15 protein-coding genes and 1 other RNA gene are annotated in these 10,993 nt (G+C 54.6%); 4 read left to right on the top strand and 12 right to left on the bottom strand.

Annotated elements, in window-relative coordinates:
* The 3 genes from diaA to RTY00_RS00460 all read right to left on the bottom strand — a co-directional run.
* The coding region (gene diaA, locus RTY00_RS00470) for a DnaA initiator-associating protein DiaA (RefSeq protein ID WP_312663077.1) at positions 1 to 583 on the bottom strand (583 nt) is incomplete at its 3' end.
* Positions 584 to 597: 14 nt separating this feature from the next.
* Positions 598 to 993 (bottom strand): YraN family protein, encoded by a 396-nt coding sequence (locus RTY00_RS00465; protein WP_008103534.1) that lies wholly within the window; start codon positions 991 to 993, stop codon positions 598 to 600.
* Positions 951 to 2,969 carry a penicillin-binding protein activator gene (locus tag RTY00_RS00460; protein ID WP_312663076.1) on the bottom strand — a complete coding sequence of 673 codons (2,019 nt, stop codon included), beginning with the start codon at positions 2,967 to 2,969 and terminating at the stop codon, positions 951 to 953. The genes RTY00_RS00465 and RTY00_RS00460 overlap by 43 nt, the downstream gene beginning before the upstream one ends.
* Before the next feature lie 62 nt (positions 2,970 to 3,031).
* Between RTY00_RS00460 and rsmI the strand changes: the two genes are divergently transcribed.
* The 4 genes from rsmI to mdtI all read left to right on the top strand — a co-directional run bounded on the left by rsmI (position 3,032) and on the right by mdtI (position 5,384).
* On the top strand, positions 3,032 to 3,895 hold the full coding sequence (gene rsmI, locus RTY00_RS00455; protein ID WP_008103529.1) for a 16S rRNA (cytidine(1402)-2'-O)-methyltransferase: 864 nt from the start codon (positions 3,032 to 3,034) through the stop codon (positions 3,893 to 3,895).
* A 33-nt stretch (positions 3,896 to 3,928) separates the two neighbouring features.
* An RNA gene (rnpB, locus tag RTY00_RS00450) (RNase P RNA component class A) lies at positions 3,929 to 4,307 on the top strand.
* A gap of 410 nt (positions 4,308 to 4,717) precedes the next feature.
* Positions 4,718 to 5,068 carry a multidrug/spermidine efflux SMR transporter subunit MdtJ gene (gene mdtJ, locus RTY00_RS00445; protein ID WP_312663075.1) on the top strand — a complete coding sequence of 117 codons (351 nt, stop codon included), beginning with the start codon at positions 4,718 to 4,720 and terminating at the stop codon, positions 5,066 to 5,068.
* Positions 5,055 to 5,384 carry a multidrug/spermidine efflux SMR transporter subunit MdtI gene (gene mdtI / locus RTY00_RS00440; protein WP_061720161.1) on the top strand — a complete coding sequence of 110 codons (330 nt, stop codon included), beginning with the start codon at positions 5,055 to 5,057 and terminating at the stop codon, positions 5,382 to 5,384. The genes mdtJ and mdtI overlap by 14 nt, the downstream gene beginning before the upstream one ends.
* Before the next feature lie 33 nt (positions 5,385 to 5,417).
* Here the strand turns inward: mdtI and RTY00_RS00435 are convergent, their stop codons facing one another.
* The 9 genes from RTY00_RS00435 to exuR all read right to left on the bottom strand — a co-directional run bounded on the left by RTY00_RS00435 (position 5,418) and on the right by exuR (position 10,811).
* Positions 5,418 to 6,392 carry a glutathione S-transferase family protein gene (locus tag RTY00_RS00435; RefSeq protein ID WP_312663074.1) on the bottom strand — a complete coding sequence of 325 codons (975 nt, stop codon included), beginning with the start codon at positions 6,390 to 6,392 and terminating at the stop codon, positions 5,418 to 5,420.
* Positions 6,393 to 6,472: 80 nt separating this feature from the next.
* Positions 6,473 to 6,883 (bottom strand): DoxX family protein, encoded by a 411-nt coding sequence (locus RTY00_RS00430; RefSeq protein ID WP_008103518.1) that lies wholly within the window; start codon positions 6,881 to 6,883, stop codon positions 6,473 to 6,475.
* A 207-nt stretch (positions 6,884 to 7,090) separates the two neighbouring features.
* The gene (locus tag RTY00_RS00425; RefSeq protein ID WP_256697554.1) at positions 7,091 to 7,375 is read right to left on the bottom strand and encodes a YqjK-like family protein; all 285 of its coding nucleotides are present in this window, start codon (positions 7,373 to 7,375) and stop codon (positions 7,091 to 7,093) included.
* Positions 7,372 to 7,770 (bottom strand): phage holin family protein, encoded by a 399-nt coding sequence (locus tag RTY00_RS00420; RefSeq protein ID WP_312663073.1) that lies wholly within the window; start codon positions 7,768 to 7,770, stop codon positions 7,372 to 7,374. The genes RTY00_RS00425 and RTY00_RS00420 overlap by 4 nt, the downstream gene beginning before the upstream one ends.
* A 2-nt stretch (positions 7,771 to 7,772) precedes the next feature.
* A complete protein-coding gene (locus RTY00_RS00415; protein WP_007890363.1) occupies positions 7,773 to 8,078 on the bottom strand; it encodes a YqjD family protein in 306 nt (101 codons plus the stop codon).
* A 35-nt stretch (positions 8,079 to 8,113) separates the two neighbouring features.
* Positions 8,114 to 8,485 (bottom strand): DUF1090 domain-containing protein, encoded by a 372-nt coding sequence (locus RTY00_RS00410; RefSeq protein ID WP_312663072.1) that lies wholly within the window; start codon positions 8,483 to 8,485, stop codon positions 8,114 to 8,116.
* A 174-nt stretch (positions 8,486 to 8,659) separates the two neighbouring features.
* On the bottom strand, positions 8,660 to 9,028 hold the full coding sequence (mzrA, locus tag RTY00_RS00405) for an EnvZ/OmpR regulon moderator MzrA (protein ID WP_008103507.1): 369 nt from the start codon (positions 9,026 to 9,028) through the stop codon (positions 8,660 to 8,662).
* Positions 9,025 to 9,702: a DedA family protein gene (locus tag RTY00_RS00400; RefSeq protein ID WP_008103505.1), complete on the bottom strand. Its 678-nt coding sequence runs from the start codon at positions 9,700 to 9,702 to the stop codon at positions 9,025 to 9,027. Before RTY00_RS00400 ends, mzrA begins: the two co-directional genes overlap by 4 nt.
* Positions 9,703 to 10,037: 335 nt before the next feature.
* Positions 10,038 to 10,811, bottom strand: coding sequence for a transcriptional regulator ExuR (gene exuR / locus RTY00_RS00395; RefSeq protein WP_312663071.1), 774 nt, complete (start codon positions 10,809 to 10,811; stop codon positions 10,038 to 10,040).
* Between the last annotated feature and the right edge of the window lie 182 nt (positions 10,812 to 10,993).

The following is a 10,993-nucleotide window of genomic DNA, read 5'->3' as shown; positions in this document are numbered from 1 at the left end:
CCTGGTGTGGGAATAAAGTGTTATCAATCAAATCGCACAGGCAGTTCAGCGTCAGCATATGCATTTCCTGAATGCGTGCACTGCGATGTGATGGAATGCGAATTTCCACATCATGCGGACCCAACAGGCCCGCCAGCTCACCGCCGTCGTGGCCGGTTAACGCAACGATGGTCATATCGCGGGTAACCGCAGCTTCAACCGCTTTGACGATATCGCGGGTGTTGCCACGGGTGGAAATGGCCAGCAGCACATCACCAGCCTGACCAAGCGCTCGAACCTGCTTGGCGTAAATTTCATCGTGCAGACGATCGTTACCAATCGCCGTCAGCATCACATTATCTGCGCTCAGCGCCAGCGCAGGCAGGCTAGGGCGCTCCGTCTCGAAACGGTTAATCATGCTGGCGGCAAAATGCTGGGCATTCGCCGACGACGCACCATTACCGCAGCTAAGGATTTTGTTACCGTTCAGCAGCGATTGCACCAGCGTCATCGCGGCGCGGGAAATCGCATCGGGCAGCGCTTCGGCTGCGGCGATTTGGGTCTGAATACTCTCGGTAAAACACGCTTTAATTCTGTCCTGCACAAGACCACCTGGTTCTATCCATCGGCATTAAAGGCATCGGGCAGCCACTCCAGCTCACGCCCGGTAATGGCAATGATGTCAAAACGGCAATTCACCGTATCAAAACTGCCGCCACGCGCCAGCAACCAGAGTGCGGCGGCACGCAGCAGCTTTTGTTGTTTCTGGCGCGTTACGCTGGCGGCGGCACCGCCGTAGCGCGCATCGCGTCGATAGCGCACTTCAACAAATACCCAGCAATCGGCGTCGCGCATAATCAGGTCAATTTCCCCGCTGCGACAGCGTACATTGCTGGCGAACCACTGCAGCCCGGCGCGCTCCAGATAGCGGCGCGCCAGTTGTTCCTGCTCAGCGCCAATGCGCTGGCGGTTTACTGCACCGGAACGATCTGTCCCTGACGATACTGGTTCCATGCCAACTTCCTGTTGATCACGCAATCCGTGTCGGCGTTCAGCTTGCCGGTGTTGCCATCAATGGCAAAACCTGGCACCTGACGCATCTGGTTAAAGTGATTCGCCAGCGTCCAGGCATCAATGCCCATCGCGTAGAGGCGAACCAGCGAATAATCGTTGTTAAACGACTTCGCCGCCTGCTGCATCAGGCCCGGATTGCTGCCGGACAACAGCGGGATATCGCTGAACTGCAGGCCATCCATCTCCAGACGGAAGTCCGGGCCTGCGCCCGCCTGCGCACTACGTGAACTGGCGTACAGCGCGGTATTGTTGCGGCTGCTGGTACGCATCGCAATCATCGGCTTGATCAGCTGCAGCTCATCCTGGCTGGCGACGATGTACACCGCATCCACGCTAGCGCTGCTGGCATCGGCGGCTGGTGCCGGTGCGCTGGTTTGCGGCGCAGGAATCGTCAGGCCAGCAATCGCCACGCTCTGCGACTGCGCAGGCTCAACGTTCAGCGGCGTGCCGCTTAACGCGATACCCGCACCGCTGTTTATGCCTTGCTTCAGTTCGCCGACGCCGCCAAAACGCTGCTGCAGTACGGTTGAGCCACCCAGCGTTTGCCACTCTTGCGCAAACGCTTTGCTGATACGGTCGCCATAACTGCTGCGCGGCACCAGCAACAACGGCTGGCGTTTGCCTTGCTCGTAGATATGGTGCGCGGCATCGCGCGCTTCGTCTTCAGGAGAAAGCGCAAAGTAACAAATATTCGGATGGTTCTGGATCTGTTCGGGTTCGTTCAGTGCCAACACGTTTAGCGGAGTGTTGCTATTGGCGACGGTTTCAACGTCATTTTTTAGCAGCGGGCCGACCACCAGTGTGGCGCCGTCTTGCTGAGCCTGCTGCATCACCTGCGCAATCGGCTGACTGCTGGTGTCATACACTTTCACCTGCGCATTGCTGTTGCCCTGGGCGACAGCCGGTTGTGCGGCTGGCTGTGGCTGCTCGGTTTGCGGCGGAGTGTTGCCGGCAACGGCGGGGCTGACAACGCTATTGGCGTCGGCTGGCGGCTGTGCGCTGGCATCGGCTGCAGTAGGCACTGGAGCGGCTTGCGGTGCCGGTGCGTTGAGCACGCCATTGCGCGCATCGTTGAAGCCTTTCTGAATCGCGTTAGCAAACACCTGCGCCTGGCCGTTAAGCGGCAGCAGCAGCGCGATGGTATTTGTCGACGCTTTGGTGAAGTTCTGCACCTGGCTGAGCTGGGTTGGCAGCGTCTTCGCGCCTGGGTTCTGCGGATAACGCGTCTGCCAGTCCTGAATCGCCGCTTTCAGCATTTGTGGATCCTGGCTGTTTGCGCGCCAGGTATTCAGCAGATCGAGCCAGCCTTGCAGCGTATTTTCGTCAGCATTGATCACCAGACTGTTGATCTGATCCTGCGTCATCTGCGTCAGCGCTTGCCAGGTTGCATCGATATTGCTCTGGTGATCGGCACCTTTCAGCAGCGGCTCCTGGGCAATATAGGCACGCAGCAGCGGGAGTGAAGGGCGATTCTGTGCCGCTGCGATTTGCAGCGCGTAGTAGCGCACCTGCTGATCCTGCGACAGGTCACCGACTTTCACCTGGCCAAGTTGCTGTTGTGCACCGCTGTAATTCTGCTGGCCAATCTGCATCTGCGCGCGCAGCAGCAGCAGTTCTTGCTGTTGCACATCGCTTAACTGCTGCGGCAGCTGATTGAGCTGATTCGCTGCCTGCGGATACTTTCCTTCCTTCAACAGGGCACGGATGGCAAGTAATTGCCAGTCGGTCTTGCTATCATCGCTGCTTTGCTGCACCTGTTGCAGATAATAGTCAGACCGGCCAGTCGCAGGACCCTGAATATTGACGTTAGAGGTTTGTTGCGGTCCCTGACCACTACAGGCGGCTAAAATCAGCCCAGCGAGAAGAACAGGTACTAAGCGTCCTGCTTTATGACGTACGACTTTTGAAGGAAGCATACTGTATCCAGTGATGTTTTTTTCAAGATGCTCAATATTAAATCGGCAATTCGGATGAAACAATGAAACAACTCGATCGGGCAGAGATTTCTGCCAGCACGCTCTATATCGTTCCTACCCCGATCGGTAACCTGGGTGATATCACTCAACGAGCGTTGACGGTGCTCTCAAGCGTCGATCTAGTCGCAGCGGAAGATACACGTCATACCGGGCTGTTGCTACAACATTTCGCCATCAATGCGCGACTCTTCGCACTTCACGACCACAACGAACAGCAGAAAGCTGAGGTGCTGTTAGCCAAGCTGCAAGAGGGCCAGAGTATCGCGCTGGTCTCAGATGCCGGTACGCCGTTAATCAACGATCCCGGCTACCATTTGGTGCGTCGCTGCCGGGAAGCTGGCGTGCGCGTGGTGCCGTTGCCAGGCGCTTGCGCGGCGATTACAGCATTAAGCGCGGCGGGGTTACCGTCCGATCGTTTCTGTTACGAAGGGTTTCTACCGGCCAAAAGCAAAGGACGTTGCGATGTACTGCGCGCGCTGGGTGAAGAGCCGCGTACGCTGATTTTCTATGAATCGACCCATCGCCTGATCGATAGCCTGCAAGATATGGTCAGCGTTTGGGGCGCCGAGCGCTACGTGGTGTTGGCGCGTGAGATCACCAAAACATGGGAATCGATTCAAGGCGCGCCGGTCGGCGAACTGCTGGCGTGGGTACTGGAAGATGAAAACCGTCGCAAAGGCGAAATGGTGCTGATTGTTGAAGGCCATAAAGCTGATGAAGAAGCATTGCCGGCTGAAGCGCTGCGTACTTTGGCATTGCTGCAAAAAGAGCTGCCATTGAAGAAAGCCGCTGCGCTGACGGCGGAAATTCATGGTGTGAAGAAGAACGCGCTTTATAAGTACGCGCTGGAGCAGCAAGAGGCGTGACAAACGCTGGCAGATCGCCTATTATCCCGCGCCGAAGCTGACTAGACAGTCGCCGCTTTGTCGTCGTCCTCTTTCGGGGGGAGACGGGCAAAGGGGAGGAAAGTCCGGGCTCCATAGGGCAGGGTGCCAGGTAACGCCTGGGGGGCGCAAGCCTACGACCAGTGCAACAGAGAGCAAACCGCCGATGGCCCAGTAATGGGATCAGGTAAGGGTGAAAGGGTGCGGTAAGAGCGCACCGCGCGGCTGGCAACAGTTCGTGGCACGGTAAACTCCACCCGGAGCAAGGCCAAATAGGGGTTCACAAGGTACGGCCCGTACTGAACCCGGGTAGGCTGCTTGAGCCAGTGAGCGATTGCTGGCCTAGATGAATGACTGTCCACGACAGAACCCGGCTTATCGGTCAGTTTCGACTTTTTTAAACACAAAACCCGCTTCGGCGGGTTTTGTGTTTTCTGGGGCTAGGATGAGGGCATCAACCCGCACATAATTAATTAAACTCTCCCACGTAAAGAAATGAAAATCCCTGAAAACATTATTGCCGCTATGCCAGAATAAGCGCGTGTTTAACTACTGAGGACAAATTTAATCCACACTGACGAGAAGCAACAACGTGGATAAGTTGTAATTTTATGGACAAAATGTTTGCGTCAAATAAGGCTCCACTCTCCTCCTCTCTCTCTGAATCAAACTGCTCAATCTGCGATCAGCACTGGCGCTTCGCGCTTTAGTTCCGTTCTCTCCTATTCTGACTTTTTAATTTAACTTTGCTAACACGCCTATTTTCGCGTGGGTGGCGTTTATTTCTCGTTCAGGAGAGAAATCATGCTGTATTGGATTTTATTAGCGCTGGCGATAGCCGCGGAAATTATTGGCACCGTCTCAATGAAATGGGCCAGCGTAAACGGTGGCAACACCGGTTATATTTTTATGCTGGTAATGATCGCACTTTCATATATTTGTTTATCCTTCGCCATTAAGCGGATTGCCCTTGGCGTGGCGTATGCCATGTGGGAAGGCATTGGCATTCTATTTATTACGCTGTTTAGCGTGCTGCTGTTCGATGAAGCCTTATCCGCCGTCAAAGTTGCCGGCCTGCTGACGCTGATTCTCGGTATTGTCCTGATCAAATCAGGTACGTTGAGTCGCAAGGAGCTGCGCCATGGCAACGTTTAACTGGCTACATATTGCGTGGTTGGCGCTGGCCATTGGCCTGGAGATTGTCGCCAATATCTTCCTGAAATACTCCAACGGTTTCCGCCGTCCGCTGTTTGGCGTGTTATCGCTGGTGGCGGTGCTGGCAGCGTTCAGCGCGTTGGCGCAGGCGGTGAAAGGCATTGACTTGACGGTAGCCTACGCATTGTGGGGTGGGCTGGGATTGGTTGCCACCGTGGCGGCAGGCTGGATTCTGTTTGGTCAGCGTCTTAGTCGGGTTGGCTGGCTGGGCGTGGGATTGTTGTTGCTCGGTATGGTGCTGATTAAGTTCGCCTAAGGTTCCCTCTCCACTTGGGAGAGGGTTAGAGCATCAACCCCGGCCGTGTGGCTCATCCCAGTCAAAGGCTGGGCCCAGCGAGATAACGCCGCTTGGGTTGATGGTTTTGTGGCTGCAATAGTAGTGATGACGGATGTGCGGCAAATTGACCGTGTCGGCGATGCCTGGCATTTGATAGATGTCGCGCAGGAAGCCACTCAGATTGCGGTAATCGCTGATGCGGTGACGATCGCACTTAAAGTGGGTGACGTAGACCGGATCGAAGCGCACCAGCGTGGTCCATAGGCGCAAATCGGCTTCGGTCAGTTGGTCGCCAGTGAGATAACGGTGTTGACCGAGAATCTGTTCAAGACGCGCTAACGAATGGAACAGCGCTGTCACCGATTCATCGTAAGCCGCCTGCGAAGTGGCGAAACCGCTTTTATACACGCCATTGTTGACCGTGTCGTAAACCCAGCTGTTCACATCATCAATCTTGTCGCGCAGCGCCGCCGGATAATAGTCACCCGCGCGGGCGCCTTGCGCATCGAACGCATTGTTAAGCATGCGCATGATGTCGGCGGATTCATTGCTAACGATGGTTTGCTGGGTTTTATCCCACAGCACCGGCACGGTCACGCGGCCGGAATAGTGAGCATCGGCGTGCAGATAGATCTGATAGAGAAACTCTTTTTGATACAGCGCGTCGCCGGTGGCGTCAGGGAAACTGGCGTCAAAGGTCCAGCCGTTCTCCAGCATCAGCGGATGCACCACCGAAACCGAAATCATCTCTTCTAATCCCTTGAGCTTAAGCATCAACAGTGTGCGATGCGCCCACGGGCAGGCAAGCGAGACGTAAAGATGATAGCGACCACGCTCAGCGGCGAAGCCCGCTTTGCCGGTTGGACCGGCGCTGCCATCGGCGGTAACCCAGTTGCGCCAGACGGCTTCTGTGCGTTTGAAGCGGCCACCGGTTGACTTCGTATCGTACCAGGTGTCGTGCCAGACACCGTCAATCAGCTGTCCCATAAGCCCTCCATAATAAAAAGGGGCGAGGAAAATCCCCGCCCCTGTTATTCAGTATATGTGTTCTCTAACGCTTATGCTGCTTAGCGTGCGGTCGCTGGCTGAACGCGCTGACGAATCAGACGGTCGATGCTGTAAGCGCCTGGACCAACCAGACCCAACACCAGGAAACCACCGGCGATGGAGAGGTTTTTCATGAACATCAGCTGGTTAACACCTTCCGCGAAGTTGCTGTGGAACAGGAACGCGGTCAGCAGGGTAAAGCCAGCGGTGAACAGGGCGGTAAAGCGCGTCAGGAAACCGAACAGAATCGCCAGACCGCCGCCGAATTCCAGCAGAATAACCAGCGGCAGCAGGAAGCCCGGGACGCCCATCGCCTGCATGTATTGTGCGGTACCGGCGTAACCGGTGATTTTGCCCCAGCCTGCAGTGATAAACAGAATGGTCATTAATACGCGTGCTACCAGCAGGCCTGAGTCTTCGAATTTTTTCATCATCTACTCCAACAAGGTTTTTGTTGCAGGTTGTTGGCCTGCGGGTTTTGAATCCCCTTGAACCGGTTGTTTCAGTTCAGTGGGCTGATGGAGGGAGATGATAATCGCAGGTTGAAAGAGTTGTAAGCGAGATAAACTGTCAATGTTATTCAGTAAATTTGAGGAGGGCGAAACCGAATCGACTAGATCCGGTTTTAGAGAGAGGAATTAGCGGGTATTTAAGGTTGATTTGATCATGCGCCAGGTGCTCCAAACGCCGAAACCACGCTTGGCCCAGCGCAGCAGACGATTGGGGCTGCGAATCGACCAAATCGCCAATGCGCTGCTGCCAATCGCCAGATAACGACGCATGCCGATGATGGTTAACCAGCCGCGATCGTATTGCGCGGTGCTGATCAGCCAGTCGCGGCTGTCGGCGCTGAGATCAAGCCGCTGCTGCTGCACCTGATTGAGCAATTCGTGAATGCGTGCTTCACGTTCGCGGCGGCTCATGAGCGATGCTCCTCCAGCAGTTTGCGATCGGTATCCAGCTCTTTACGCGTGTGGTGCAGTAACGTTGACTGACGCGATTTGTATAACGTCCACAAACCGAAGATCAGCGCCAGCGCAAACAGTACCGCAGTGGTAATCGCAATCGCCATCAGACGATATTGTGCATCCACCGCCCAGATGATCAGCACCATCAGGCTCATAAGACCGAAAGCGGTAAACAGCATGGTAAGGCCAACCATCATCAGCATCTGAATCAGGTTTGCCTTTTCCTCTTCCAGTTCCACAATCGCCAGTCGGACACGCGTCTCGACCATGCTGACCAGCGTGGTAACTATGCGTTGACCGATGTTAAAGACCCCTTTGCCGGGGCCGTGGCTTTGCTGACTATCACTCATCATTAACGCCGTGAGATTAAAATGCCGATGAGAATACCAACCGCTGCACCGATACCTACGCCGTGCCACGGATTGTCACGCACATATTCGTCCGCTTTTTCTGCCGCTTCACGTGTAGTTTGTGCAATACGTTCGCCGGAATCGCCGAGACGTTCACGGGAGCTTTCAATAGCGCCGCGCGCTTTATGACGCAGTTTATCCAGCTCACCTTTGGATTTATCTGCTGAGCTGCTCAGCACTTCTTCCAGAGTATCAGCCAGATTTTTCAATTCAGCGCGCAGATGTTCTGATGTTGTTTCTTTAGCCATGGAAATCTCCTTTTACAGCATTTAGTTAAGTCCGATTAATAAGGTTCAGCTTCAAGCCTTTTCAGTTCGTGCTGCGCCTCTTCCAGCTTACGTTCGCGCTTCTCAATTTTGTCCTTGTCGCCGTCCTGACGCTCTTCTTTCAGCTCACGCTCGCGTGCGGCGATTTTATGCTTCTGCTCAGCGATACGTTCGCTGTGTGCGGACTTCAGCTTCTCATCGGTGCAGCCTGCGCGGACTTCGGTCAACGCGCGCTCCAGCCCGGTAACGCGGCGCTGGTTGTCGTGCTGTTTCGCCATATCGATCTCGCGCTGAATATCCTGCTCTTTTTGTTGGCAGAGCGATTCAGCCGCCAGCAGCGAACCCGAGAGTGAAAAAAGAATAGCACCTAGCAGTAATTGATGTTTCATCAGGTTGTGATCTTCCATTGTTGATGACCTGCCTGAGAGCAGACAAGAGAGGCTTCCCAGCATGTCTTAGGCTTACGCTACCTCTAAGGATAGACAGCAGACGAAAAAATTCAAAGAAGACGCGGGGATAGCGAGGATTAGCTCACCGCCTGGCTTAGCGTCAGGCGGTGAAATTTAGCTGTAAGTGGGGCGATTAGCGTCGGGATATTGCTGCGAAGCCTGCGGGCCAGCGGCAACGACAAAGCCTTGTGGCAACAGGCGCTTCAACACTTTCTGCGCCGCGAGGCTCTGTTCTTCATTCTCAAAATGAATCACCAGCGCATCGCCTGAAGGCGTAATACTTTTGATACGCACGCCCTGCGCGGAAAGTTGCTGATAGAGATAAAAACCATCGGGCAGATTGGTGCCGCTGTTGGCGACACGAATCTGCACCACGGTTTCATGCTGCATCAGGGTCGGAACGAAACAGATCGCCAGCAGCGCCAACGCGCCACCCAGCGCCCAAGGCAAGAAACGCCTTGGGAATCCACGGAGTTTGATCATGACTGTGAATTCCCGTTACGCGTCGACTGACGTTTGCGCCAAATCACCACTAAAGAACCGACCAGGCCAATCACCAGCAGCACCAGCGGCAGCAGCATCAGGCACAACATCAATTCATCTTCGTAACGACGGAAAATCGGAGTTTTGCCCAACGCGAAGCCCAGCACGGTAAGAATCAGCACCCACAGGAAGCCGCTGACCCAGTTGAAGAACTGAAAGCGCGCATTACTCAGGCCAGAAAGCCCGGCGATGGTAGGGAGCAAGGTGCGGACGAAGGCAATAAAGCGACCCACCAGCAGTGCAGACAAGCCATGGCGATGGAACAGCCGATGGGCGCGTTGATGATATTGCGCAGGCAGGTGCGATAACCATTTTTGCACGGTAGGCGTATTACCGAGCCAGCGGCCCTGAATGTAGCTCACCCAGCAGCCAAGGCTGGCACCGGTGGTCAGAATCAGCAGTGTCAGCGGGAAACCCATGGTGCCTTTAGCAATCAGCACACCAACCAGAATCAGTAAACTATCGCCGGGCAAAAACGCGGCAGGCAGCAGTCCATTCTCCAGAAACAGAATCATGAACAGCACGCCATAAATGGCCCAAACCAGCGTCGGGTCGGAGAGCATTTCGTAATCCTGCTGCCATAAGGCATGCAGCAATGCTTGCAAAATATCCATCAATCATTCCTGAACATCATTGTTAAACGTGCCCGTGAGGGGCTTAGGCGCAGACTGGCGTTGGTTATACATTTTAGATAAGCAGCCTGAGCAGGAGTTTCCGGATCCTTCCAGAATTGATTGTTAAATCAGCGACTTTATAAAAGCCCTGTCGCACAGGGTAATAAAAGGGCGATAACTGTAACAAAAATAACGTTATCCAGACAGGGGAAAGTGCCTGCCGCACAGGAGTTTTACCTTTAGACGCAGGTGGTCCAAAGGAGCTTTACATGAGCTGACACTATTGCAGACTAACTGACTTTTTCGGCAACAAAACGGCTGAAAAATAAGCAGGTTCAGCGTGGGTTTTCGCTACCTTCTGGCAGGATGACCGGATTTTCAGCAAACATGTAGCGGTCGACGTTAAATTCAAAATCGTCGGTGGTGGCGTTAAACAGCATCTGCTTAGTATTTTCCAGATGTTGCCACATTGCCAGCTTACTGGCGGCGGGATCTTTACGGATTAGAGCTTTGAGGATCTGGTCGTGATCGTCGCACCAACTGGTGATATTTTTGGCATCAATGTGTTCGTGCAGCTTCAGCCAGTAAGGATTGTGCAGACGATGCAGCCACATCTTCTCGACAATCGCCGCTAAAACGCTGTTCTGCGTCGATTGTGCGATGCGCACGTGAAACTCCATATCCCACGCAGAATCGCGCGAATGATCTTCCTGACGCGCTTTCTCCTGAATCGCCATCAATGCCACGATGTCCTGACGCGTTACCTGCGTGGCGGCAAATTCAGCCACGTTGCTTTCAATCAGCTGGCGCGCTTGCAGTAACTCGAAGGGACCGAAATTGGCGAACTCCAGCTGGCTGGACGTCACCACGCGGTTCTGCTGCTGGCTGCTGATGACGTGAATGCCGGAACCTTTCCGCACCTCCACGTAACCTTCCACTTCCAGCATGATGATCGCTTCACGCACCACGGTACGGCTCACCTGCATCTCTTCCGCAATCAGACGTTCAGCAGGCAGCTTGTCGCCAACCCGGTAATCGGCGGCTTCAATGCGGCGTTTGAGTTCGCTGGCGAGCTGTTGATAGAGGCGTCGTGATTCGGTCAGGTCCATTGCGCGGTCCGCTGTGGGAGAAAGTTGAGTTGTTATACCACTTCAGCCGCACAGAGGAAATGGGCTGGCCGATGCCAGCCCGGTGAGTTTAGGTGCGTACCGCAGCGGACTGCACTGCGGGCTGATCATCGAGTTCAGAAACCGGCTGGTTTTTCAGGACCGTCCAGATAACCACCGCGCCT

Origin of the sequence: Pantoea sp. CTOTU49201, from assembly GCF_032054795.1 — a bacterium.
Classification (GTDB): domain Bacteria; phylum Pseudomonadota; class Gammaproteobacteria; order Enterobacterales; family Enterobacteriaceae; genus Pantoea; species Pantoea symbiotica.
The sequence above is the reverse complement of the archived record's forward strand: the minus strand, read 5'-3'. Positions and strand labels throughout refer to the sequence as shown.

Coding starts and splice junctions, on each gene's coding strand:
- RTY00_RS00465 (WP_008103534.1), bottom strand. CDS start 993: ATGGAACCAGTATCGTCAGGGACAGATCGTTCCGGTGCAGTAAACCGC.
- RTY00_RS00460 (WP_312663076.1), bottom strand. CDS start 2,969: ATGCTTCCTTCAAAAGTCGTACGTCATAAAGCAGGACGCTTAGTACCT.
- rsmI (WP_008103529.1), top strand. CDS start 3,032: ATGAAACAACTCGATCGGGCAGAGATTTCTGCCAGCACGCTCTATATC.
- mdtJ (WP_312663075.1), top strand. CDS start 4,718: ATGCTGTATTGGATTTTATTAGCGCTGGCGATAGCCGCGGAAATTATT.
- mdtI (WP_061720161.1), top strand. CDS start 5,055: ATGGCAACGTTTAACTGGCTACATATTGCGTGGTTGGCGCTGGCCATT.
- RTY00_RS00435 (WP_312663074.1), bottom strand. CDS start 6,392: ATGGGACAGCTGATTGACGGTGTCTGGCACGACACCTGGTACGATACG.
- RTY00_RS00430 (WP_008103518.1), bottom strand. CDS start 6,883: ATGAAAAAATTCGAAGACTCAGGCCTGCTGGTAGCACGCGTATTAATG.
- RTY00_RS00425 (WP_256697554.1), bottom strand. CDS start 7,375: ATGAGCCGCCGCGAACGTGAAGCACGCATTCACGAATTGCTCAATCAG.
- RTY00_RS00420 (WP_312663073.1), bottom strand. CDS start 7,770: ATGAGTGATAGTCAGCAAAGCCACGGCCCCGGCAAAGGGGTCTTTAAC.
- RTY00_RS00415 (WP_007890363.1), bottom strand. CDS start 8,078: ATGGCTAAAGAAACAACATCAGAACATCTGCGCGCTGAATTGAAAAAT.
- RTY00_RS00410 (WP_312663072.1), bottom strand. CDS start 8,485: ATGAAACATCAATTACTGCTAGGTGCTATTCTTTTTTCACTCTCGGGT.
- mzrA (WP_008103507.1), bottom strand. CDS start 9,028: ATGATCAAACTCCGTGGATTCCCAAGGCGTTTCTTGCCTTGGGCGCTG.
- RTY00_RS00400 (WP_008103505.1), bottom strand. CDS start 9,702: ATGGATATTTTGCAAGCATTGCTGCATGCCTTATGGCAGCAGGATTAC.
- exuR (WP_312663071.1), bottom strand. CDS start 10,811: ATGGACCTGACCGAATCACGACGCCTCTATCAACAGCTCGCCAGCGAA.